General features: G+C 59.3%; 17 protein-coding genes. 5 read left to right on the plus strand and 12 right to left on the minus strand.

Features of this window, described 5'->3' with window-relative positions:
- The first annotated feature begins 893 nt into the window (after positions 1-893).
- Entirely contained in the window at positions 894-1,958 is a 1,065-nt protein-coding gene (locus ACQE3D_RS09830) for a sigma-54 interaction domain-containing protein (protein WP_313728123.1), read from the plus strand.
- Positions 1,959-2,273: 315 nt separating this feature from the next.
- On the opposite strand, the gene ACQE3D_RS09835 is transcribed toward ACQE3D_RS09830, so the two are convergent.
- The 4 genes from ACQE3D_RS09835 to ACQE3D_RS09850 form a co-directional block, all read right to left on the minus strand.
- Positions 2,274-2,456 carry a hypothetical protein gene (locus ACQE3D_RS09835; RefSeq protein WP_313728122.1) on the minus strand — a complete coding sequence of 61 codons (183 nt, stop codon included), beginning with the start codon at positions 2,454-2,456 and terminating at the stop codon, positions 2,274-2,276.
- A gap of 74 nt (positions 2,457-2,530) precedes the next feature.
- On the minus strand, positions 2,531-3,214 hold the full coding sequence (locus tag ACQE3D_RS09840; protein WP_313728121.1) for a Fe2+-dependent dioxygenase: 684 nt from the start codon (positions 3,212-3,214) through the stop codon (positions 2,531-2,533).
- A 3-nt stretch (positions 3,215-3,217) separates the two neighbouring features.
- Complete coding sequence (locus ACQE3D_RS09845) at positions 3,218-3,928, minus strand: PepSY-associated TM helix domain-containing protein (RefSeq protein ID WP_313728120.1); 711 nt, start codon at positions 3,926-3,928, stop codon at positions 3,218-3,220.
- A 108-nt stretch (positions 3,929-4,036) separates the two neighbouring features.
- Positions 4,037-6,226: a TonB-dependent receptor gene (locus ACQE3D_RS09850; RefSeq protein ID WP_313728119.1), complete on the minus strand. Its 2,190-nt coding sequence runs from the start codon at positions 6,224-6,226 to the stop codon at positions 4,037-4,039.
- Between the two features lie 575 nt (positions 6,227-6,801).
- On the opposite strand from ACQE3D_RS09850, the gene ACQE3D_RS09855 reads away from it, so the two are divergent.
- The 3 genes from ACQE3D_RS09855 to ACQE3D_RS09865 are packed head-to-tail and all read left to right on the plus strand — an operon-like array spanning position 6,802 to position 7,586.
- The gene (locus ACQE3D_RS09855) at positions 6,802-7,008 is read left to right on the plus strand and encodes a hypothetical protein (protein WP_064025604.1); all 207 of its coding nucleotides are present in this window, start codon (positions 6,802-6,804) and stop codon (positions 7,006-7,008) included.
- Positions 7,009-7,034: 26 nt separating this feature from the next.
- On the plus strand, positions 7,035-7,283 hold the full coding sequence (locus tag ACQE3D_RS09860; protein ID WP_313728118.1) for a hypothetical protein: 249 nt from the start codon (positions 7,035-7,037) through the stop codon (positions 7,281-7,283).
- Positions 7,284-7,292: 9 nt separating this feature from the next.
- A complete protein-coding gene (locus ACQE3D_RS09865) occupies positions 7,293-7,586 on the plus strand; it encodes a hypothetical protein (RefSeq protein WP_281023083.1) in 294 nt (97 codons plus the stop codon).
- Positions 7,587-7,622: 36 nt separating this feature from the next.
- Here the strand turns inward: ACQE3D_RS09865 and ACQE3D_RS09870 are convergent, their stop codons facing one another.
- From ACQE3D_RS09870 to ACQE3D_RS09885, 4 genes are all read right to left on the minus strand, one after another.
- Positions 7,623-9,833, minus strand: a complete 2,211-nt coding sequence (locus ACQE3D_RS09870; protein WP_313728117.1) for a TonB-dependent siderophore receptor — start codon at positions 9,831-9,833, stop codon at positions 7,623-7,625.
- 635 nt (positions 9,834-10,468) lie between these two features.
- Positions 10,469-11,728, minus strand: coding sequence for a serine hydroxymethyltransferase (gene glyA / locus ACQE3D_RS09875; RefSeq protein WP_313728116.1), 1,260 nt, complete (start codon positions 11,726-11,728; stop codon positions 10,469-10,471).
- 24 nt (positions 11,729-11,752) lie between these two features.
- Positions 11,753-13,093, minus strand: a complete 1,341-nt coding sequence (locus tag ACQE3D_RS09880; protein WP_313728115.1) for a glycerate kinase type-2 family protein — start codon at positions 13,091-13,093, stop codon at positions 11,753-11,755.
- A 17-nt stretch (positions 13,094-13,110) separates the two neighbouring features.
- Complete coding sequence (locus ACQE3D_RS09885; protein ID WP_313728114.1) at positions 13,111-13,968, minus strand: NADP-dependent methylenetetrahydromethanopterin/methylenetetrahydrofolate dehydrogenase; 858 nt, start codon at positions 13,966-13,968, stop codon at positions 13,111-13,113.
- 212 nt (positions 13,969-14,180) lie between these two features.
- Here ACQE3D_RS09885 and ACQE3D_RS09890 point away from each other — a divergent pair, with 212 nt between their 5' ends.
- Positions 14,181-15,158, plus strand: a complete 978-nt coding sequence (locus ACQE3D_RS09890) for a malate dehydrogenase (RefSeq protein ID WP_313728113.1) — start codon at positions 14,181-14,183, stop codon at positions 15,156-15,158.
- 144 nt (positions 15,159-15,302) lie between these two features.
- Here ACQE3D_RS09890 and ACQE3D_RS09895 read toward each other — a convergent pair whose 3' ends face one another.
- The 4 genes from ACQE3D_RS09895 to ACQE3D_RS09910 all read right to left on the minus strand — a co-directional run bounded on the left by ACQE3D_RS09895 (position 15,303) and on the right by ACQE3D_RS09910 (position 22,608).
- On the minus strand, positions 15,303-16,217 hold the full coding sequence (locus ACQE3D_RS09895) for a hypothetical protein (protein WP_064025621.1): 915 nt from the start codon (positions 16,215-16,217) through the stop codon (positions 15,303-15,305).
- A gap of 528 nt (positions 16,218-16,745) precedes the next feature.
- Positions 16,746-18,221, minus strand: coding sequence for an efflux transporter outer membrane subunit (locus ACQE3D_RS09900; RefSeq protein ID WP_313728112.1), 1,476 nt, complete (start codon positions 18,219-18,221; stop codon positions 16,746-16,748).
- Positions 18,214-21,396 carry an efflux RND transporter permease subunit gene (locus ACQE3D_RS09905; RefSeq protein WP_071160679.1) on the minus strand — a complete coding sequence of 1,061 codons (3,183 nt, stop codon included), beginning with the start codon at positions 21,394-21,396 and terminating at the stop codon, positions 18,214-18,216. The genes ACQE3D_RS09900 and ACQE3D_RS09905 overlap by 8 nt, the downstream gene beginning before the upstream one ends.
- A gap of 3 nt (positions 21,397-21,399) precedes the next feature.
- The gene (locus tag ACQE3D_RS09910; protein ID WP_313728111.1) at positions 21,400-22,608 is read right to left on the minus strand and encodes an efflux RND transporter periplasmic adaptor subunit; all 1,209 of its coding nucleotides are present in this window, start codon (positions 22,606-22,608) and stop codon (positions 21,400-21,402) included.
- Positions 22,609-22,645 lie beyond the last annotated feature (37 nt).

Raw genomic sequence — 22,645 nt, forward strand, 5'->3', positions numbered from 1 at the left:
TCCTCGTTCATCGGTACGCATTGCTGTGAAAGTCGGCGCGGGGCTGGGTTCTCTGGCGGAGACCTTGCCGGTACCCGACTCGCCGGGCGTTAGCTCGTTCGGCGCGGTGTGTATCACTCGCCACCGCATCGGCGCGGATTTCGGCCGACTTCGCAACGACTTTCGCACGAGGCGTGCCAGCTTGCGCGAATCGCCGCCGAGAGGACGGGTTTTGTTCGGCGGGTTTGGAGACAAGATATTGATTGTTAATGGATACTTTATCCTTGGCCGCCGCCGCGCCCACGGGATCGGGCGACGCGGTGGCGCGGATCGCGGCTGGGTTCGGTGCTGAACAGGCACCAGATTTTGGGTCTTTCTGTTTGTCGGGTGTTGCTGGATCAACAGTTGTTCGGATCGGGGCTGTTTGACCGAATGAGGCCTGGTCGGTCGCGAATTTAAGCGCCTGGTTTAGTCGCTAAAGCGCCGCCTATCTGAAAATGCCGGAAATGTACCCGCCAAGCGGTGTCGCCCAATCGTCCGCTATTTCGCTAAAACACAAATTCGCTCGCGGGAGCGGTTTCAGCCGCGATTGAGGTCGGCCGGTGTTGGACAAGGACTCAAAACGCCTCACGCGCGGCAAGCCAAACATGGGCAACGCATCTGCCCGCCATCCCCGCGCTGTAAGTTGTTTATCTGTAAATTAGATTTAATTTTCGAAAATTAACGTTTTATTCGCTATATGACCGGCTTGTATATTGATCCCGGAACAAGAATCACCGTTTCGCGGGTTTCGAACCGTTGCTCGAAAGTGCCGCGGCATCGGTGCCGGCATGTGCGCGGCGCGAAGGCGCGGTTCGGACGACTTGTGAACTATTTGATATGCGATGCAACGCTAGCCGGAATCCGGGGGACTTATGACTTTATTGGCTTTTGACGAACAACAATCGCGCTCGCTGGCCTTGTCGGTCCGGGCCAGCGCGTTGGTTTTCGAAGATCCGGTATCCCGGCGCTTGCTGGAACAGATCGAACGGATCGCGCCCAGCGACGCGACGGTATTGATCATCGGCGAAACCGGCACCGGCAAGGAGCTGGTGGCCCGGCATATTCACGCCTTGAGCAAGCGCCACCGGGAAACCTTCGGCGCGTTGAATTGCGCGGCCTTGAGTGAAAACCTGATCGAGAGCGAATTGTTCGGCCACGAGCGCGGCTCGTTTACCGGCGCGCTGTCCACCAAGTTGGGCTGGTTCGAGACCGCCAACAAAGGTAGCTTGTTTCTGGACGAAGTCGGCGACTTGCCGCTGGGTTTGCAAGCCAAATTGCTTAGGGTCCTGCAGGAACGCGAAGTGGTCAAGGTCGGCTCGCGCCATCCGGTGCCAGTGGACGTACGCATCATCGCCGCCACCAACGTCAATCTGGAAGACGCGGTCGCCGCTCAGCATTTCCGCGCCGATTTGTATTACCGCTTCAACGTCGCGACGATCCAGTTGGCGCCGTTGCGGGAACGGCCGGGCGACATCCTGCCGCTGACCGAACATTTCCTGAAGATATACGCCGATCGCCTGGGTTACGGCGACGTCAAACTGACCCCGGCAGCCGAAGTGGCGCTGTTGAATTACGACTGGCCCGGCAATATCCGCGAACTGGAAAACGCCGTGCATAGAGCCTTGTTGGTGTGCCCCGGCAATCGGCTGCGGCCGGAGGACTTCAAGTTGTCCGGGGTGCGTGCCGCCGAGCAAAGCCCGTCGATTTCGACGGTCTCGTTGGAAAATGCGTTACAGCGTTTGTTCGACCAGACTCCGCCCAAGTTGTTTGAAATCATCGAGGAAACCGTGATTCGCTCGGCTTTCGAATACTGCGAGCGGAATCAGGTGCAAACCGCCAAAATGCTGGATATCAGCCGCAACGTGCTGCGCCACAAATTGGGCTTGTACGGCATGCTGCCCGCCAGCCGTCGGGTCAGCGAGCAGGAAGTCGCTTAAGTCATTCTCCGCGGTTCGACGCCGGTGGCGAGCCCGTACATCCCGGACCGATCAACTTCAAAGGTGTTGGCTGGCGCGTTGACTTCCGGCGTGCGGGTCTACGGTTGAGAGTATGTCGGTCGGCATTTTGCGCGGCAGGTCGGGCCTAGATAACACAATCAGAAGCGCGGCGACGATGACGGCATATCGGCGGTGGAGAGCTATTTGGACGATCCGCACGGCGCTTGGGTTTGAGCGCAGGCCGGCGGTGGTGGAGGGCCTCGGTCGGTGGGCGGTCGCTCAGCACGTGCTGCCGATACGGCAGCAGGCGGCGGGTCAGCGGCTGCGGTCGTCGAGATCCGCGTAGAGAGTGTCCACCAGCATCTTAAACCAACGCGGGCGAAACAGCGATACGTACAAACCGATCGAACTGGTGATCGGAATCGGGCCGATGCTGAAGACCATGAACAGGATGAAGACCAGCGCGCATTTGATCCGGGTCGAGGTGGATGGGGTCATCGGCGTTCTCCGAAGTGGTCGATGTGATCGGGACACTACGCCGGACGCCAGCAAATAACAAGCGGCGCCTGGCTTCAGACCTCGGCCCACATTCTGAGCAGGTTGTGGTAGCAGCCGGTCAGATTGACGGCGGGCGCGGTATCGCCGCGGGTGGCGCGCAGTTCCAGGATTGCCATGTCCATTTCGAACAGCAAGCGGCGCTTTTCGGTTTCGCGCACCATGCTTTCTATCCAGAAGAAACTGGCGACGCGCGCGCCGCGCGTCACCGGTTCGACCCGGTGCAGGCTGGAGCCGGGGTATAGCACCATGTCGCCGGCGGCCAGTTTCACGGTGTGTCGGCCGTAAGTATCTTCGATGACCAGTTCGCCGCCGTCGTAACTGTCCGGATCAGTCAGAAACAGCGTGGCCGACAGGTCGGTGCGTACCCGTTGGCCGGTGACCGGACAATGGCGGATCGCATTGTCGATGTGGTCGCCGAAGGTATTGCGCTCGCCGGCGTAGCGGTTGAACAGCGGCGGGAAAATTTGCTTGGGCAGGGCCGCCGACAGAAACAGCGGGCTTTGGTTGAGAGCGTCCCGCACGATGGTCCGCAGCGCCTGGCTTTGCGGACTTTGTTCCGGTAGCTGATCGTTGTTTTTAACTTGAGCCGATTGGCTGCCGGCGGTAATCCGGCCGTCGGTCCACGGCGCGTCGGCCAACAGTTCTCGGCATTGTTGCAAGGCCTGGGCCGACAGCACTTCCGGAATTTCGATCAGCATCGCTTAGCCGCCTATCGCTTGCAGGATAAAAAACGTCGCGAGGGTTAACGAGCCGAAACCCAGCCCGGCGGCGGCCAAGCGGCTGCCGTGCAGGCGGGTCCACAGCAGCGTGCCAGTCACGCTCAGCAAGATCAGGCCGCCGGCCAAGGTATCGATCAACAATACCCAACCGACCCCCATGCCGGTACCTTTGTGCAGATTGTTCAAGGTTTGCAACAGGTTCGCGTCGCTTTGCTTGACCGTGACGAAAGCATTGCCTTCCCAATAGTCCGCCGACAACAGGTGCTGCGGGTTGCGGATGTTGATTTGCCAGGACGCCGGTTGTTGAACCGGCTGATCGTGCCAAATCAGGGTTCGGGCCGGTTCGCGGCGGATTCGGGCGTGGCGGGTGTCCACGCTCAAGGTTTGCCCCAACCACGCGGCCAGCGCCTTCGGGTCGGCGGGGCGGGGGTCGGGCAGCGCCAACTGGATTTCCCGAGGCTCCATGCGGCCGATCGGAATTTTCATCACGTCGCGGTGGTTCAGCAGGATGCCGGTAAAGCCGAACAATAGCCCCAGCGAGGCGCCCCACAGACCGAACCAGGCGTGGGTGCGGCGCAGCCATTTTAAAAAAGCGCCGCGCGAGAGCGAGTGGGGCAGGAATAAATAGCCGCCGTTCGGCTTGTGTTGCGGGCGGCGAGCTGGCGTTGCGGTGGTGTCGGCGGTGGTATTCATGGGCGGGTCGTCGTTAAATTGGAAAGGTTTGCGGATGCCGCCGCCGAACTTGGGTTGTCGAGCATTCGGCGGCGGCAAACAGGCGTATCTTGCGCCGGTCGGGCTGAATTAATACTTAAAACCGACCGTCAATTGTCCGGATACCGGCGTGCCGGGCAAGGCCGAGTTGGTTTGGCCGGATTCGTAATAGACGGTGTCGGTCAGATTGAATACGTTGAGCTGCACGTCGTAATGCTTTTGGTGGTAGGCCACAACCGCATCCAGGCGGGCGTAACCCGGCAATACCGCTTCGTTGACGCTGTCGGCATACCGATGGCTCGCGTAATACACTCCGCCACCGATTTCCCAGTTGTCGGTCAGGTGGTAGGTGGTCCAGGCCACCCCGCTGTGTTCCGGGACGTTCGTCGCGGTCATGCCTTCATAGGACTTCACCTGGCCGCTCACCGAGCCGGTGGCGGTGGTGCTGGATTTGATAATTTTCGCATCCAAATAGGCGTAGGTCAGCGACACATCCCATTTCGGTAGGATTTCGCCGGCCAGACCGGCTTCGAAGCCGTCGGTACGCTGTTCTCCGGCCAGCACTTGCAAGGCGGAGTCGAGCGGCGACGTGGTGCGGGCATTGGTCTTTTCCAAGCGGAATAACGCGGCGGTGGCCGAGAGCTTACCGTCGAACAAGTCGAATTTGGCGCCGATCTCGTAGTTGTTGTTTTGTTCGGGCGGCAGGTTGGCATTGTTCGCCGTTAGACTAAGGCTTTCGGCCGATGGGTTGAAGGATTTGCCGTAACTGAAATAGTAGGATTGCCAATTGGCCGGTTGCCAGACGATGCCGCCGCGCGGACTGAATTGGCTGTCGCTGCGCGAAAAGTTCAATACGCCGAGCCTGTCGTCTTGCTGGGCATCGAACACGTCGTAGCGAGTGCCGCCGAGCAATTTGATTTGCGGGGTGATGTCGAACTGATCCAGCACGTAGCCGGCATAGGTTTGGGTATGGGTTAGTCGGTTGGTGGCCAGTGTGCCGCTGAAGTCGAACGCCGTGCCGGCGGCGCTGGCGGTGACGACGGGATCGAAGATCGAGATGCGGGTGACGCCGGTCGAATTTTTCGATTTGAAATTGTATTCCTCCCAACCGAATTCGCTGCCGAACATCAAAATGTTGTCGTGGCCGAACAGCGGCTTTTTGTAGACGAAGTCGGTTTGGTTGTAGACGTTTTCCTGGGTATTCAAGCGCAAGGCCTGGCTGCGGGCGATCGTGCCGGCATTCGCGCCGCTGTAGGCCGCCGCGCCGGAATACAAATGAGTCAGATAGTTGCGTTCGTAATCGCCGTAGCGGACGGTATTTTTGACCGAAAAATCGCTGGAAAAACGATGGGTCAGCGCCACGGTGGCCACATTGACGTCGGTGTCCAACATCCGATTGTTGACGAAGCCATAATAAGTGTTGATTGGTACGCCTGCCGGCCGTCCTTTGTACATCGGCACGCCGTAGTCGAATACGCCGTCTTCCTGTTGATGGAGCAAATTCAAGGTCAGGTCGGTATCGGCGCTGATGTCCCATTTGAAGGACGGCGCGATGCCCCAGCGGTTGCTGTAGTTGTAGTCGCGGTAGGAATCGGCATCTTGATACATCACATTCAAGCGCGCGGCCAGGTCTTGGTATTTGGTTTCGGCGTCGATCGCGGTCCGCTTGAAGTCGTACAAACCATAGGTGAAGCTGCCGCTGACGCCGGTCTTGCCGGTCGGTTTTTTGAAGACCTGATTGATCACGCCGCCGGTGGCGCCCCGGCCGAACAAGATCGACGAAGCGCCTTTCAGCACTTCGGCGCGCTCGATGAAAAAGGTATCGCGGTTGTATTGGCCATTGTCTTTCACGCCGTCGAGATATTGGTCGGAATTGGCGGCGAAACCGCGCAGCGTGATCGAGTCGCCGGTGCGGCCGCCTTCGCCGGCGGCGATCGTCAAACCGCTGACGTTGCGTAGCGCGTCGCGCAAGTTAAAGGCGTTCTGCGATTCGATCAATTCTTTCTTGACGACGCTGATCGATTGCGGAATGTCGCGGATCGCCATTTCGGTTTTGCTGCCGGTGGTCGAGGTATCGGCCTTGAAGCGGCTCGTCGGTTTGTCGCGTCCGGCTTTGACCTTGACGTCGTCGAGGACGATTTCCTGCTCGCTATCGGCGGTCTGGCCGGCCGGCGGTTCGGCTAGCGCCATGCCGCTCAAGGCCGCGCCAAGTGGCAACAAGGCGCCCAGTCGCCATTTGGCGGCACTGGGCTGGTTTCGGTTTGGATGGGTATCGGGCATAAGTTCCTCTGCAATTGGCATCAAAGTGGTTGGCTGCCTGGCGAGGAACGCTGGGTGGCTAGAGTATTCGCGGCCCGAATCGGCGTATCGTCTCAAGGTCGGTCCGGGCAAAACTTTCATCGCAATTTCACCCGAGAACATCGGAAATCAATTGCTTTCAAATAATAACGATTCTCATTTTATGGGGTTTTCCCGGCTTGTCAACCGGCGTAGGCAGGTGCCTTCCGGGCTAATATGACGGGTGGAATACGGCGAATGAGCTTGGCGGGGGAGGTCAAAGCGTCCTTGACCGGATCCCTGTCAACTGTATTGGGGTCGTGTTTGGGTTGACCAAAACCGTAACATTCCGAGTGTTTTTCCCTATTCCCAAGGGATTTTTCCACATCGAACGTCGAATATCGCCAACCTGAGTAATGGCTATTATTTCAGCGGACTGGCTTCGCACTTTGCGAGCCGCAACGGCATTGCTTATTGAACGCGAATAGACCGTTTCATTAGAGGAGGCAAAAAAATGTCTTTACGTCTTAAATGAGAATAATTATCATCTATCCAACTTCTCAAATTGCCCTGTCACCGTGAAAAGATTTTTCTCATTTTTCAGCAAGACGGAAAGCGTCAAGCTCGCGATAGCGCCAGATGTGTTGGCGGTATTGGTGGAGAAGGGCGAATTGCACGCTACCGATTTCCGCTGTCTGGATTTGGGCTCGAAACAAATCGTCTGGAAGATGTTTTTATCGCTGGCGGTCGCCAAACTTTGCGACCGGCAAACCCGCCACACCTGATTTTTATCAAACCCGAGGAACGACCGATGAGCAAGAAACCCTGTAATCACGAATACCTGGCCGCCACCGAATTCGGCAAGGCGCAAATTTGCCGGGAATGCGGCGTCGTACACTTGCACGTGCAGAATTTGACAATGCGCTTCGAAGTCGCCGATTTTCTTGGATTGGCCGATACGCTGGCTGATGCAGCAATCCAGGCTAGAACCGGCGGAGACAAGGATAAGGCCAAGCTCGCGGCATTTACCGTCATCAAATCAAGCCAGCGCTTGAACTAGGCCTGGCTGATGCGCTACCACCCGCAAGCGTTGATCGTCGCGGCCTTGTCCGCGGCAATCGGCTCCAGCTTCGTCGTTAACATTCTGTTCCCGGAAACCCGCGCGAAGATCCTTGCCGCATTGGCTAGCGATGCCGCGCCCATTGTCTGGCTGGCCTTGCTGTCCGCGCTGATTGCATTGGTGTTTTTCGTGAAAGCCAACAAATCCATCATAGACAAGGTCTTGAGCGGCCGGGCGACGCCAGCCGAAGTCTGGCGTTCGTTCGTCAAGCCCGGCGCCACCCAATTCCGCAAGCGCGATTAGATTATCCCGGCGGACCTCGCCCGCCGGAATTGCTGCCTACCAGATATAACGCAAACTCGCCAACACGTTGCGGCGGTCGCCGTAGTAGCACGAGCCTTCGCCGCAAGTCGCGACGTACTCGCGGTCGAACAAATTGCTGATATTCACGCCCAGCCGGGCACCGCGCAAGCGGCGGTGCAGTTTACCCAATTCGTAATGCACAGAAGCGTCGATCAGCGTGTATGACGGCGCTTTTTGGCTGTTGCTCAAATCACCGTAATTGCTGCCGGTATAGCGCACGCCGCCGCCCAGGCCCAATCCTGCCAGTGCACCGCTCGGCTGGGTGTAATCCAGCCACAGCGAGCCTTGCGTTTCCGGCGTGTAGCTAAGTTTCTTGCCGAGTTGGTTGGCCTCGTTGGTTTTGGTGACTTGGCTTTCGATCAGCGCCAAGGCCGCCGTAACGTCCAGGCCCATCTCCAAGCGGGCCTTGCCTTCCAGCTCGATGCCGCGCGAACGCGCCGCGCCGGTCTGGATGCTGAAGCCGACGTGCGCCGGGTCTGGGTCCGGCGTCACTACGTTTTGCTGGGTCAACTCGAATGCGGCCAGCGTAATCAAGGCCTTGACGCCGGGCGGTTGGTATTTGACGCCGATTTCGAATTGCTGACCGGTGGTGGGTTTGAACGGCGTGCCGGCGAAGGTGCTGCCGGCGGTGGGCTCGAAAGACTCGGAATAATTGAAGTAGGGTGCGACGCCGCTGTCGAACAAATAGCTTAGACCGGTGCGGTAGGTAAACGCGGCGTCGTCCTGGCGGCTGCCGGAGTAGCGGGGTTTGGCGTAATCGATGCGATCAGTATCAGAATCGTAATAGTCGGTGCGCAAACTGGCGTTGCTAGCCCAGTCGTAGCGTACCCCTATCGTCGCGATCCATTGCCTCCATTGGATTTGGTCCTGGCCGTACAAGCCGATCTGGTCCTGCTGCTGGTTGACCAAAGTCTCGATTTGCGGCTCGGCAAACGGCTGGCCGTACACCGGGCTGTACATATCCAGGTCGCTGGGAGAACCGAAACCGCGCTGGCGGTCGCCGTTGATTTGGCGAAAATCCAAACCCAACAACGCCGTATGCCGCACATCGCCGATGGCGAAATCGGCTTGCGCGTGGTTGTCCAGGGTGAAAGTCCCCGCTTGATCGCGGTACAGCCCGGCCAGCCGGCTGACCGTGCGGTAATCGACCGGCACGCCGTCGTTGTCGGTGACAAAACCCAGCGCAAACGTCACCGGATAGTCGCTTTTGACGTCGGCGTAGCGTAGATTTTGCCGCACGGCCCAGTGTCGATTGAAGCGGTGTTCGAAGGCGTAACCGACCGCGAATTGCTCGCGCCGGTAGTGGTCGAAACCGGGCTCGCCGAGGAAGGTGCTGGTCGGCAGCCGGCCGTTGGGATTGCCGACTACGCTGCCTTGGTAAGGCAGAAACTGCATGGTGTTGCCGGCGTCGTCTTTTTGATAATGGCTCAGAAAAGTCAACGAGGTGTTGGCGTCCGGCTGCCAGGTGAAACTGGGCGCGACGAAATAGCGGTCGTCCTTGCTGAAATCGACCTGACTGTCGCTGCCGCGGCCCAGCGCCGTCAAACGGTATAAAAATTGGCCTTGATCGTCGAGCGGACCGCTGAAATCCAATGCTCCCTGCACCCGGCCGAAGCTGCCGCCCAACATTTGTAGTTCGTGAAACGGCTGCGCGGTCGGCCGTTTACTGACCATATTGATCAAACCGCCCGGCGGATTTTGGCCGTACAACACCGATGCCGGCCCGCGCAACACTTCGATGCGTTCCAGGCCGTAGGGGTCTATGCGCAGATTGGCGTAGTTGGCGCCGGCCAGCCGGGTACCGTCCAGATATTGCGGGGCGTCGAAGCCGCGCAGATTGAAATAATCGTCGCGGGTGCTGGGCCCGAACATGCCGGTCAACAAGCCCGGCGTATACGCCACCGCTTGGGTGATGTTCTGCGCGGCGCGGGCCGTGAATTCGGCATTGTCGATCACGCTGATCGCCTGCGGCGTTTCGATCAGCGGCGTATCTGTTTTCGAACCGGCCGTACTGTGCTTGGCGACGTAGCCGTTATCCGCCTCGGTTTCCGCTTGCGCTTTAACTTCAATGGCCGGCAGGGTCGTGTCGCTATCGGTTTCGGCGGCGTATAAGCCGGGTTGACTGTGTAAAAAAAGGAGCGTCGCGGCAACTGCCGGCGCGGCACCGTGTGCTTTGGTCAATGACATGGCTTGCTTCACCTTTGGTCGATTTAATAGGTTAGGCTGCCTGGCACGCGGCTGGGTGGCGGTGGCTTGTTGTTACATCGTTTTATTTTCTGTTATTTATGGCTGGATGCTAAACCGCGCCGGGTTTTCTGCTTTCCGGTCGTGGTGTGCGGTTAGGGAAGCGAACCGCACGGAATAAAGTATGCCGTTTCCCGAGCGGTGTGGTTCGCAAGCTTACCGTCAGCGCATGTTATCACCAGAGGCAGGGTGGTCAAAATTGTCCACCATTTAAATCCAGTGGGCTCAAAAATCGTGTCCCTCCAGACTTTCCGTCGAAGGTATTCGCTTAGCCATATTCAAACAATGTCGATTTTAGTTTCACCGGCTTTTGATGACATGCGTCGTCGGATCGGAAGGGAAGAACCGTAGCGCGGTATTATTGTTGGAACCCGGCTGCTTGGAAATCGATGCCCAGTTCCGGCTTGCCGGGCCGATGGTCGGGAAGCCGGGCGGGGTTGGTGCAATGGCGCTGAATCTTGCTTTGTAAGCGATTGGAAAATCCAAGGCTGCCCGTGTGGGAACGGCTTCCGTCGCGGCGAAAGCCCCTCCTACGGCCGGTATTGTTCTGCGTCGGGGCGAATTACAGTTGGTGGTCGCTAAGACGCGGAATACACCGGAAACCGCTTGCACAAAGCCGAGACTTTTTCCCGCACCGAGGCAATCACGCTGTCGTCTTCCAGGTTGTCCATCACGTCGCACATCCATTGGGCGATTTCGCGGACTTCGGCTTCCTTGAAGCCGCGGGTGGTTGGGGCTGGGGTGCCAACGCGGATGCCGCTGGTGACGAACGGCGATTGCGGGTCGTTGGGTACCGCGTTTTTGTTGACGGTAATGTGGGCGCGGCCCAGCGCGGCGTCGGCGGCTTTGCCGGTAATGCCCTTGGGGATCAGCGACACCAGCATCAAATGGTTGTCGGTGCCCCCGGATACCACGTCGTAGCCGCGTTCGATAAACACCGCAGCCATGACGCGGGCGTTTTTGACCACTTGTTCCTGATAGGCTTTGAATTCCGGCGTCAAGGCTTCCTTGAAGGCCACGGCTTTGGCGGCGATGACGTGCATCAGCGGGCCGCCCTGAATGCCGGGGAAAATGTTGGAGTTGAGTTTTTTCTCCAGTTCCGGATTGGATTTGCACAAAATCAAACCGCCGCGAGGGCCGCGCAACGATTTATGGGTGGTGCTGGTGACCACGTCGGCGATCGGTACCGGATTGGGATACAGGCCGGCGGCGACCAGGCCGGCGACGTGAGCCATGTCCACCACCAGATAGGCACCGACCTTGTCGGCGATGTCGCGGAAACGCTGCCAGTCCCAGATGCGCGAATAGGCCGAGAAGCCAGCGATGATCATTTTAGGCTTGTGTTCCAAGGCCAGGGCTTCGACTTGCTCATAGTCGATTTCGCCGGTGGCTGTGTTTAGGCCGTATTGAATCGCGTTGTAGATCTTGCCGGAAAAATTGGGTTTGGCGCCGTGGGTCAAATGGCCGCCGTCGGCCAGACTCAAGCCCAGTATCGTGTCGCCGGGTTGCACCAAGGACATGAAGACCGCCATATTGGCTTGCGAACCGGAGTGCGGCTGGACATTGGCGTAATCGGCGCCGAACAAGGCCTTGGCGCGGTCTATGGCCAGTTGCTCGACGACGTCGACATATTCGCAGCCGCCGTAATAGCGTTTTTCCGGATAACCTTCGGCGTACTTGTTGGTCAGCAAGGTGCCTTGAGCCTCCAGCACCCGCGGGCTGGCGTAGTTCTCGGAAGCGATCAATTCGATGTGGTCTTCCTGGCGGCGGCGTTCGTTTGCGATTGCCTGGTTCAGCTCGTCGTCAAAGCCGGCAATGGTCATCGATGCGTTAAACATGGTTTTCTCCTAATCAGGTTCGAGTTATTCGTTGGGATGCAGCAGCAGGATTTGCAGGTCCGCCACATTGGTGCCGGTGGCACCGGTAATCAGCAAATCGTCGGCCGCTTGCAGCGCGGGGTATGAGTCATTATCGGCTAGCCGTGCCGCCGGGTCGAGTCCCGCCGCGCGAATTCTGGTCAAGGTGCCGCCGTCGACGATGGCGCCGGCGGCATCGGTCGGGCCGTCGCGGCCGTCGCTGCCGCCGCTCAACAGCGTCCAGCCGGCTGCCAGACCGACACGCTCGGCGCTAATCGCGAACGCCAGCGCCAGTTCCTGGTTGCGGCCGCCCTTGCCGCTGCCTTGCAAGGTCACTGTGGTTTCGCCGCCGGCGATCAGCGCGGTCGGTTGGCGGATTTCCGTCATCATGGCTTTAGCTTTCAATGCCCATTGCTCGGCGACGGCGCTGGCTTCTCCGCACAATTGCGTGCTGTAAAGCTGGGTTCGATAGCCCAGTTCCGCGGCTCTCTGCATTGCCGCGTTCACGCTGATTGTGTTGCCGCCGATCAAGGCGTGGCTGGTGCGAATAAACAGTGGGTCGCCGCTTTTCGGGGTTTCCGGGTGCAAGCCTTGCGCGCCTTGTCGTAAATGGTTTTGGACCGCGAGCGGTATTTGCCGGCCGATGCCGAACGAGTCCAGGATTGCAATCGCATCGGCATAGGTGCTGTCGTCGGGGACGGTCGGGCCGCTGGCGATCGCGCTCAAATCGTCGCCCAGCACATCGGAGAGTATCAAGGCATGCAAGTCGGCCGGCGCGGCGAGTCTGGCTAGGCCGCCGCCCTTGAGTCTGGAAAGATGTTTGCGCACGCAATTGATTTGGCGGATGTCGGCGCCGCAGGCCAATAGCGCTTGAGTGGTGGTGATTTTGTCGGCCAGCGTAAGCGATTCGGCCGGGTAGGCTAGCAAGGCCGAGCCGCCGCCGGACACCATGACCAGCACCAGTTCGCCGGCCTGGGCTTGGGCCAGTCGTCTGGCGACGGTTTTGGCCGCATGCAGGCCCGACGCGTCCGGTAATGGATGGCCGGCACCGAACACCTGGCAGTTTTTCACCAGATCGACGTTATCGTAGTTGGTGACAACGATGCCTTTCTCGGCCAGCCAGGCGTGGGGGATGATTTCCTGGGCGGCATCGGTCATCGCGCAGGCGGCTTTACCGAAGCCGATCAAATGAATGTGCCGCCAGTTGCCGCTACGCAGACCTAAGAATAAGCGCTCGCCGTCGGTTTGCAGATGGCGCTGAACCGCTAGCCGGGGATCGGCGGCGATCACGCCGGCCCGAAAGATTTCGGAGGCTTGCGCGCGAAAGCGGTTGGCAAGAGCCGGCATGGACTGGCGGCGCCTGCTTACGCCATCACTTTGGCGAGGTCGAAAATAATTTCGGCGTCGAAGACCTGTTTGTTGCTTTCGAATAGTTTGGCGATGCAAGCGCGGTGCAAGGCCAGTTTCAGGGTGCCGAAGCCGATGGCGCCCCAGATGATCTTGCCGTGGCGCAATTCGCCTCGGTCCATGACTTCGGTGCCGCCGATACCGACCGGCGGGGTGGCGTTGGCGTCGGCGAGGATTTCCAGGTGCGGATTGTCTTGCCAATGCTCGGGCTTGAGCAGTTCGACGCCGGCCGCGCCGGTGGCCAGCACGATATTCGCATCCTTGACCGCCTCGGCGCGGGCGTCCAGGTCGGCAGCCTCGATAGGCGTCAGGTCAACGTCGAAACGCTCCTTCATCGCGAAGCAGGCTTTTTCGGCGTTGAAAATATGCCGGGAGGTAATCGATACTTGCGCGCCTTCCAGAGCCATCATCGCCGCCGCACGTTGGCCGACCGGGCCGGTGCCGGCCAGAACGACAGCTTTCTTGCCTTTCAGGTTGCCGCTACTGGCGATTTTGGCCACCGCCGCCGCCGCCGTGGTGTTGCTGCCGTTGCTGTCCAGCATCACCGATACCTGAAAGCCGGGGAAAAAGTGCTGTTGCACGGCCGCCAACAAGTTCTGTCCCGCTTCCATATTGCTGCCGCCAATGAAAATCGCGGTGTATTTTTTGTCTTTAGGGGCGCGGGTAAAAATGCAGCCGTCCACCAAGGCGCCGACGTTTTCCGGGGTGAGGCCGCCGTGGCCGATGACATGATCGGCGCCGCCGTCGTATGCGACAACGGTATCGAAAACGGAAGGATGGGTATCGGTATCGAATTGAAATAACAACTTTTTCATTAACCTGCCTGTGTATCGGGAAAGAGAGACGCGGCGCGGCGCGGAATCCGGCGGGCCATTATACAGAAAGTTGGCGGTGCCGCTCGAAAACGGCGACGGCGGCTAGGGGCGGGGAATTGCAGTTGTTTGCCCAAATACTTTATGTCATATTGAAAAGTCGAAAGTCGCCCTCCGGCGCGTGGATGACAGTCTAATAATAACGAGGACCGCGGATGAAAACCCCCATCGATATTGCCGTAACCGGGGCGGCAGGCCAAATCAGTTACTCTCTGTTGTTTCGGTTGGCGTCCGGCGAATTGCTGGGGCCGGAGCAACCCATCGTGTTGCGCTTGCTGGAAGTGCCTCAGGCCATGCAAACCTTGCAAGGTGTAGTCATGGAACTGAACGACTGCGCCTATCCCTTGCTGCAAAAAATTGTCATGACCGACGATCCGAAAGTGGCGTTCGATAACATCGATTATGCGTTTTTGGTGGGTGCCAAACCACGCGGTCCCGGCATGTTGCGCGCCGATTTGCTGAAGGACAACGCCGAGATTTTCCGGGTGCAGGGGAGGGCGCTGAACGAATACGCCAGTCGCCGCGTGAAAGTCTTGGTGACCGGCAATCCGGCCAATACCAACGCGCTGATCGCGATCAGCAATGCGCCCGACTTGGGGCCGGATTGCTTTACCGCGATGGCGATGCTGGATCATAAGCGAGCGATCGGACAATTGGCCGAAAAGTGCGGTGTAATCAGCCGCGACATCAAAAACGTCATGGTCTGGGGCAATCATTCCTGCACGCAGTATCCGGATTTGCATCACGCCAAGGTCAAGGGGTTGGATGCGTTGTCGCTGGTGGAACGCGAGTGGTTTGTTAACGAGTTCATTCCGACCGTGCAACATCGCGGCACGGAAGTGATAAAAGTACGAGGTCAGTCCAGCGCGGCTTCCGCTGCACATGCGGCGATCGAACACATGCGGATTTGGGCGCACGGCACCGAGATTGACGACTGGGTCAGCATGGCGGTGGCCTCCGACGGCAGTTACGGTATCGAGGAAGGCTTGGTGTATTCGTTTCCGGTGACCGTCGCGGACGGCCGGATTAGCATCGTCAAGGCTCTTGATCTCAACGAATTTAGTTTGGAGCGCTTGCGCTTGAACGAAGCGGAGCTAAAAGAGGAGAGACAGGCTGTCAAACACTTGCTGTAAATTTGGAGTCGGCCTGGGCCGGCTTCCGATCCGGCCGGGCGGCCGCCCGCTGAAGGTGCCGCCATCCGTGGCGGCTTTTGTTAACGCGGTGTTCGGGTGGCGCGACCCTAGGCGCTACCGTTAACTGTAACGCCTATAGAGAACTCAAGCGGCCGACAGGCGACGGCGGTTGACGCCGATCATGCCGGCGATCGCGCTGCCGAACAGCCAGACGGCGCCGGGGACTGGTACCGGTGATGTCGCAAGATCCAATTTGTAGCCCGCGACACCGCTATTCCAGCGGTCGAAACCCACGCCGCCCAGATACAGCGAGTAGACTTTGCCGGCTTCGGCGATAAAGGTGTAGCCGATGGTATCGGTGACGTTGTCGCTATGACCGATATTGGTCAGGCCGGTGGTGCCGAACGGATTTTCGGCGGTAAAGGGTTTTGCCGGAGTGCAACCTGGGCAGTTCCAGGAGCCGTGGTGGCTGTAGTTACCGGTATTGGTATCCATGCCTTCGAACACGGTGACGCCGAAGCGGCTGAACAAACTATTGGTCGTGGACAAGTTGATCGTAACTTTTTGGGTAACGTCGGAGCTGATCAGGCCGATGTCGGTTTGATGTCTCCAACCGGTTGGGCCATTGACAGTGGCTTGGCCTTGCGCATTCAAGCCGTTGTCGTTCCAGGCACCGCCGCCGGTGTCGATTTCAGCTTGCGTGAAGCCGGTAACGGTACCCGCGTACTTGGCGGAATCGGCGGCGGAAATCACCGCGCTGTCGCCTGCTCCGCTCAATTGCACGGCCCAGTTCAAGTGAGAGGAGCCGCTGTAACTATACGGCAGCGCATTGCCGGTGGTGCCTACCCAGGGTACCAATGTACCTTTGTTGCCTTGGCTTTCCGGACCGGTCGCCACGCTGTCAACGTCGGCGCCGTCGAACGTGCGAGTCCAGCCATCGGTCGCGGAAGTATCGGTGGTGGTAAAGGTGTTGTACATCGTTGTGGACGCGGCTGCCGAGCCGCTCAGAGCAGTGCCGGCGATGACCAATCCAATGGCTTTGGCTAATACGGATTTCATAAGACTTACCCTTGTTTTTTGCAAAATAAATTTAAGCGAATCTTGGTTGTCAAGGATCGGCTGATCGGAGCCTTGGCGTTGTTTCGCTTAATACATTAGGCAATCCTTATGCCAACCCCGGAAAGCCATGTAAGACGCGGCTTACAAGCGATCGGGGGTTGCCAAGAATTTTGAAACTGCGGCATATCACGCAGTCATGGCGTGATATGCCGCACTTTTTTAGAGGTAGTTCTCGTAATGAATTGCTGACTCATGTTAGCTGGCCGCTGGTTTTCATCAGGGACAAGGTTACAGGGTATCAGCAAGGACGGCGGCCGAGGGTGCGTTCGAGTCCTTGGGTCGCCGATGGGGGACGTCGATCTACCGGTCGCGCCGCCGGCAAGGCGTTAGAAGTCGCTCGACCGGTCGTTCGTAGCATGGAACGGGAGAACGCCGTCAACCTTGGAAGGTCGATTTCGCAGCCATCGTGTCAGCACAGGCTTACCGATCGTTTGCTGTTGCGTTGGCCGGCCGATTCGCGAGAGCGCTTTATCGCGCGGTTGTTCGCGGCGCGGCTTCGGTTTGAGCTTGTGCGTCCGGCACGATCTGCCAACCGCCGCCCAGCGCCTTATAGACTGCCGCCAGTGCGGTCGCGGTGGCGGTTTGGCTTTGCGCCAGCAGATTTTGGTTTGCCAGCAGTTGTCGGTCGGCTTCCAACACCGTCAAAAAGTCGGAGACGCCCTCGCGGTAACGCAAGCGCGCCAACTCTACGGCTTTTTCGCTGGCTTTGGCGGCGGTGGTCAATTCGGCGCGGCGGACCCGCTCCTGGTTATACGCGACCAACGCATTCTCGGTTTCCTCCAGGGCCAGCAACACGGTTTGCTGATATTGCGCCAGACTGGCTTCGCTACTGGCATCCGCGGCCTTGATCCGCGCGTAGACTCGGCCTAGATCGAAGGCCGCCCAACTGATTTTCGGGCCGACCGAATACGATTCCGACCCCGGCGCGACGACATTGGACAAGGTACTGGCTTCCAGAGACAGATTGCCGACGAAGGTTACGCGCGGGAACAGGTCGGCGGTGGCGACGCCGATTTGCGCGGTCGCCGCCGCCAGATTGCGTTCGGCGACCCGGATGTCGGGCCGGCGTTGCAGCAACTGGCCGGGGTCGCCGATCTGAATCGTCTCGGGCGCCGTCGGTAGCGGCTTGTCCGGCGACAGTTCGCCGGTCAACGCATCGGGCAGGCGTCCGGTCAACACGCTCAAGCGGTGGATAGTCCGGCTGATCGCGGCTTCCAGATTGGGTATCGCCGCTCGGGTGTTGGCCAATTGCGCTTCGGCTTGGTTGGTATCCAGTTCGGTGCCGCGGCCGTTGATCAGTCTAACCTGAGTCAGTTCCAGTGTTTGGCGTTGGTTTTCGGCGTTATCGCGGTTGATGGCTAGCTGGTGCTGCAAGCCGCGCAACTCGAAATAATTGCGCGCCACTTCGGCGATTAGACTGACGCCGACATCGCGTAGCGTGGCTTGCTCCGCCTCGGTTTGGTCGTTGCTGGCCTCGACGCCGCGCCGCACCCGGCCGAACACGTCCAGCTCCCAGGACGCGTCGAAACCCATGTTGTACAGCTTCAGTTCGCGAGGTACGAAGGCCCGGTTGTTCAGCGCCGAGGTGCTGCGCTTTTGCTCGGTGTAATTGGCGTGGGAAGTCACGGTCGGCAACAGATTTAGGCCGGATTCCAAATACAAAGCCCTGGCTTGTTCCAGATTGGCGCGGGCGGCCGCTAGGTCGTAATTGTGTTCAACCGCAGTATTGACCAAGTCCTGTAACTGGCTGTCGCCGAATAAGGTCCACCAGTGGACTTCGACATCGCCGGCGGCGAACTGCGGACCCTGGGCATTGGCGAAGCCGGCCGGCAGTTCGGTGGTCGGCGTTTGGTAATCCGGGCCGACCGCGCAGCCTGGCAAATAGGCGGCGAATAGCAAAGCGGGTAGCGGTCGCAAGACTATTGAGAAAATCGCTTTAGGCATCGTGTTCTCCCTGCGCGGGGCTAGAGGGGTGGGTCGGTTTCAAACGCTGGGCGATCGCTTGCACCGTCACGTAAAACACCGGCGTCAGCAGCAGGCCGAACACGGTCACGCCGATCATGCCGCTGAATACCGCGGTCCCCAACAGGCGCCGGGATTCCGCGCCGGCGCCGCTGGCGACGACCAGCGGAAACACCCCCATGATAAAGGCGAACGAGGTCATCAAAATCGGCCGCAAACGGATGCGGGCGGCCTCGACCGCCGCGTCGAAGCGGTTCAAGCCCGATTCTTGCCGGTGTTTGGCGAATTCGACGATCAAAATCGCGTTCTTGCTGGCTAGGCCCACCAGCACGATGAAACCGATCTGGGTGAAGATGTTGTTATCCATGCCGGCTAACCAGACTCCGGTCATCGACGACAGGATACACATCGGCACGATCAAAATGACCGCGAACGGCAAGGACCAGCTTTCGTACTGAGCAGCCAGCGCCAGGAATACAAAGACGACGCTGAGCGGAAACACCAGCAGCGCCACGTTGCCGGCCAAGACTTGCTGCAGGCTCAACTCGGTCCATTCGAAGTCGAAGCCGGGCGGCAGCGAGGACTTTAGCAATTGGCTCATCACCGAGATGGCCTGGCCCGAACTGACGCCGGGCAAGGTAGCGCCGTTGATTTCGGCGGCCGGATACATGTTGTAGCGGGTGATCTTATCAGGACCGCTGATTTCCTCGACCTTGGCCAATGCGCCGAGCGGCACCATGCCGCCGGTCTGGTTGCGAGTTTTCAGCTCGGCGATGTCCTTGGGTTTCATTCGAAACTCGGCGTCGGCTTGGGCGACTACTTGGTAGGTGCGGCCGAAAGCGTTGAAGTCATTGACGTATAGCGAACCCAGATAGATTTGCAGCGTGTTGAAAATATCGCTTAGCGGCACGTCCATTGATTTGGCGCGGGCGCGATCGACATCGACAAACAATTGCGGCACGCCGGCCCTGAAGGTGGTGAACAAGCCCACCAAACCCGGTTGCTGATTGCCTTGGCCTATCATTTCGTTGGCGGTTTGCTGCAATGCGGCTATGCCGGCGTTGTTACGGTCCTGGATTTGCAATTTAAAGCCGCCGACCGAACTCATGCCGCGAATCGGCGGCGGCTCGAACACCGCGATGTAGGCGTCGCCGATGCCGGACAAGCGTTGACCTAAGGTTTTGACCAATTTGCTGGCGTGCAGGTCGGGCCGGCCGGCGCGAGCGTCGAAACCGTCCAGCCGGGCGAACATTGTCGCGACGTTGGACTGGTTGGCGCCGGTCAGAATCGACCAACCGGCGTAGGCGTTGACGTGAGCGACGCCCTCGGTTTCCAACATGATTTTGGTGGCTTTTTGCACGACGTCCTGGGTGCGGCCGAGCGCCGCCGCATCCGGCAACTGCGCGTATAGAATCAGATAGCCTTGATCCTGCTGAGGAATAAAGCCGGTCGGCACTTTTTCGAAGGCCAGGAAGTTCAAGCCGTTCAGGCCGACGTATAGGATCAGCACCACCGCCGTGGTCCGTATCATTCGGCTGACCAGTTTGGAATAACCGACGCTGATCCGATCGAAAAAGCGGTTGAACGGTACGAAAAACCAGCCGAAGGTTTTATCCACCAAACGGGTAAACCAGTCTTTGTCGCCGTGGGCGCGGTCGAGCAACAGCGCACACAAGGCCGGACTTAAGGTCAGCGAGTTAAACGCGGAAATCACCGTCGAGACCGCGATCGTCAGCGCGAACTGCTTGTAAAACGCCCCGGACACGCCGGTGATGAAGGCGGTCGGCACGAATACCGCCACCAATACCAACGCGGTGGCGATAATCGGCCCAACCACTTCGCGCATCGCCAGTTTGGTGGCTTCGCGGGCGCGCAGGCCTTCGGCGATATGGCGCTCGACGTTTTCGACGACGACGATGGCATCGTCGACGACGATACCGATCGCCAACACCAAACCGAACAACGACAAGGTATTCAGCGATAAGCCCAGCGCGGCCATCACGCCGAAGGTGCCGATCAGCGACACCGGCACCGCCAGCAGCGGAATCACCGCCGCCCGCCAGTTTTGCAGGAACACGATGACGACCAACACCACCAGCAGCAAGGCCTCGAACAAGGTTTTGACCACGGCATCTATCGATTGCTGCACGAACACCACGGTGTCGTAAACCAGGATGTAATCCAGGCCCTCGGGGAAGCGGGTTTTCAACTCTTCCATCGCCTTGACCACCGCTGCCTTGGTTTCCAGCGCGTTGGAGCCGGGCAGTTGGAACATCGCCAGACCGACGGTGGGTTCGCCGTCCAGATACAGGCCGGCGTTGTAATCCTTGGCGCCCAACTCGATGCGGGCCACGTCTTTCAGACGGGTGATCTCGCCGTTCTTGTCCTGCTTGATGACGATGTCGCCGAACTGTTCGGGTTCGGTCAAGCGGCCCAGGGTACTGATCGTATATTGGTAAGCGGTCTCGCCGGCCGCCGGTTGTTGGCCGACCACGCCGGCCGCGACCTGGACGTTCTGCTCGCGGACCGCACTGACTACGTCGTTGGCAGTCAGGTTGCGGGCGGCGATTTGCTCGGGATTCAGCCACAGACGCATGCTGTAATCGCGAGCGCCGAACACCAAAATATCGCCGACACCCGGTAAACGCGCCAGCGTGTCGCGGATTTGCAGCAGGGCGTAGTTGCTCAGATAGACGCTGTCGTAGCGTTTGTCCGGCGAGACCAGATTGACGACCAGACTCAAATCGGGGCTGCGCTTTTTAACGCTGATGCCTTGCCGGCGCACTTCTTCCGGCAAGCGCGGCTCGGCCAACGCAACCCGGTTTTGGACCAGCACCTGAGCCTTGTCCAGATTGGTGCCGGGTTTGAAGGTGATGGTCAGAGACAAGTTGCCGCTGTTGGTCGAGTTCGACGACATATACAACATATCCTCGACGCCGTTGACCTCTTGTTCGATCGGCGTCGCCACCGTTTCGGCGACGACGCTGGCGTTGGCGCCAGGGTAGCTGGTGCTGACCACGACCGTCGGCGGGGCGATTTCCGGATATTGGGCGATCGGCAGGCCGATCAGCGCCAAGCCGCCGACCAACACGATCAAGATCGAAAGTACCGACGCGAATATCGGCCGGTCGATGAAAAAGCGGGTGAAATTTCCCATGGCTTAGGTTCCTTGTCCCGAGTTCAGGGCGATGCGTTCCGGATTAACCTTGGTGCCGGGCCGCAGCTTTTGCTGGCCTTCGACGACGACCCACTCGCCGGCCCGCAAGCCGTCGCTGATCACGCGCATTTCGCCGATCCGCGCGCCCGGCGTGACCTTGCGGTATTCGACTTGTTGTTCCTGATTCATCACCCATACGAAGCGCTGGGCTTGGTCGGTGCCGACGGCTCTATCGGGTATCAGCAACGCGTCGTAGGGCGCGCCGCCTTGCACGCGCATCCGGGCGAACAAGCCCGGACTGAGCAGTTCGTCGGGATTGGCGAATACGCCGCGCAGGGCGATCGTGCCGGTGGCGCGGTTTTCCTGCGGCGCCACGTAATCGAGCTGGCCGCGATGCGGGAAGCCGGATTCGTCAGCTACCGCCACTTCGGCCGGCGTGCCTTTCAGTTCGGCCGCGCCGGGCTTGCGTTGCAAGGCCTGGCGCCGGTATTTCAATAAGGATTGCTCGTCGGCATCGACATAGACATAGACCGGATCGATCGAGGTCACGTTGGTCAACACCGTTACGTCGCCGCCGGTGACCAGATTGCCGGCGGTCAGCATTTCCCGGCCCACCCGGCCGGCGATCGGTGCGCGGATCTCGCAGTATTCGACGTTGAGGCGGGCGGCGTAGACGTTGGCTTCGGCCGATTGCACCGCACCGTCCGCTTCGCGCCAGCCTTTGGCGCGGGTGTCGTATTCTTCGGTGGAAATCGCCTTGGCCTTGACCAGGTTTTCGGCGCGGCTCCAGTCGTTCTTGGCCAGTTCGCGCTTGGATTTGGCGCGCTCCAGTTCGGCGATGGCGTAGTTTAGTTGGGCCTTATAGGGCCGGGCATCGATGACGAACAGCAAGTCGCCCTTGTTGACCTTGGCGCCGGCCGTGAAATTGACCTTTTCCAGATAACCGCCAACTCGGGCACGGACTTCCACCGAGCTGATCGCTTCGACCCGGCCGGTATACTCGTCCCACTCGGTGACGCTCTGGGCCAGCGGCTGAGCGGCTTTGACGGCGGCCGGCGGCGGCGCGCCATTGGCGGCATTGCCGGTTTCGCCGCAACCGCTGAGTAAAAACTGCAGCAAGGCCAGTAGTGCCAGCACGCCAGGCGTGAACGGTGTCGAGAAAAATACGGCGGATTTTGCCGGCGGGACCGAGGGCTGATTTATTCGTGTCATGGCGGTTAACGCTCCTGCGCTATCTAAAACGGTAATA

The organism is Methylomonas sp. MS20 (assembly GCF_050275925.1).
GTDB classification, from domain to species: domain Bacteria; phylum Pseudomonadota; class Gammaproteobacteria; order Methylococcales; family Methylomonadaceae; genus Methylomonas; species Methylomonas koyamae_A.

What these genes read in the sequence shown, in the direction of transcription:
- ACQE3D_RS09835 (WP_313728122.1), bottom strand. Translation starts at nt 2,456, where the DNA reads ATGACCCCATCCACCTCGACCCGGATCAAATGCGCGCTGGTCTTCATC.
- ACQE3D_RS09890 (WP_313728113.1), top strand. Translation starts at nt 14,181, where the DNA reads ATGAAAACCCCCATCGATATTGCCGTAACCGGGGCGGCAGGCCAAATC.
- ACQE3D_RS09880 (WP_313728115.1), bottom strand. Translation starts at nt 13,093, where the DNA reads ATGCCGGCTCTTGCCAACCGCTTTCGCGCGCAAGCCTCCGAAATCTTT.
- ACQE3D_RS09830 (WP_313728123.1), top strand. Translation starts at nt 894, where the DNA reads ATGACTTTATTGGCTTTTGACGAACAACAATCGCGCTCGCTGGCCTTG.
- ACQE3D_RS09900 (WP_313728112.1), bottom strand. Translation starts at nt 18,221, where the DNA reads ATGCCTAAAGCGATTTTCTCAATAGTCTTGCGACCGCTACCCGCTTTG.
- ACQE3D_RS09840 (WP_313728121.1), bottom strand. Translation starts at nt 3,214, where the DNA reads ATGCTGATCGAAATTCCGGAAGTGCTGTCGGCCCAGGCCTTGCAACAA.
- ACQE3D_RS09845 (WP_313728120.1), bottom strand. Translation starts at nt 3,928, where the DNA reads ATGAATACCACCGCCGACACCACCGCAACGCCAGCTCGCCGCCCGCAA.
- ACQE3D_RS09910 (WP_313728111.1), bottom strand. Translation starts at nt 22,608, where the DNA reads ATGACACGAATAAATCAGCCCTCGGTCCCGCCGGCAAAATCCGCCGTA.
- ACQE3D_RS09865 (WP_281023083.1), top strand. Translation starts at nt 7,293, where the DNA reads ATGCGCTACCACCCGCAAGCGTTGATCGTCGCGGCCTTGTCCGCGGCA.
- ACQE3D_RS09895 (WP_064025621.1), bottom strand. Translation starts at nt 16,217, where the DNA reads ATGAAATCCGTATTAGCCAAAGCCATTGGATTGGTCATCGCCGGCACT.
- ACQE3D_RS09860 (WP_313728118.1), top strand. Translation starts at nt 7,035, where the DNA reads ATGAGCAAGAAACCCTGTAATCACGAATACCTGGCCGCCACCGAATTC.
- ACQE3D_RS09850 (WP_313728119.1), bottom strand. Translation starts at nt 6,226, where the DNA reads ATGCCCGATACCCATCCAAACCGAAACCAGCCCAGTGCCGCCAAATGG.
- ACQE3D_RS09870 (WP_313728117.1), bottom strand. Translation starts at nt 9,833, where the DNA reads ATGTCATTGACCAAAGCACACGGTGCCGCGCCGGCAGTTGCCGCGACG.
- glyA (WP_313728116.1), bottom strand. Translation starts at nt 11,728, where the DNA reads ATGTTTAACGCATCGATGACCATTGCCGGCTTTGACGACGAGCTGAAC.
- ACQE3D_RS09905 (WP_071160679.1), bottom strand. Translation starts at nt 21,396, where the DNA reads ATGGGAAATTTCACCCGCTTTTTCATCGACCGGCCGATATTCGCGTCG.
- ACQE3D_RS09885 (WP_313728114.1), bottom strand. Translation starts at nt 13,968, where the DNA reads ATGAAAAAGTTGTTATTTCAATTCGATACCGATACCCATCCTTCCGTT.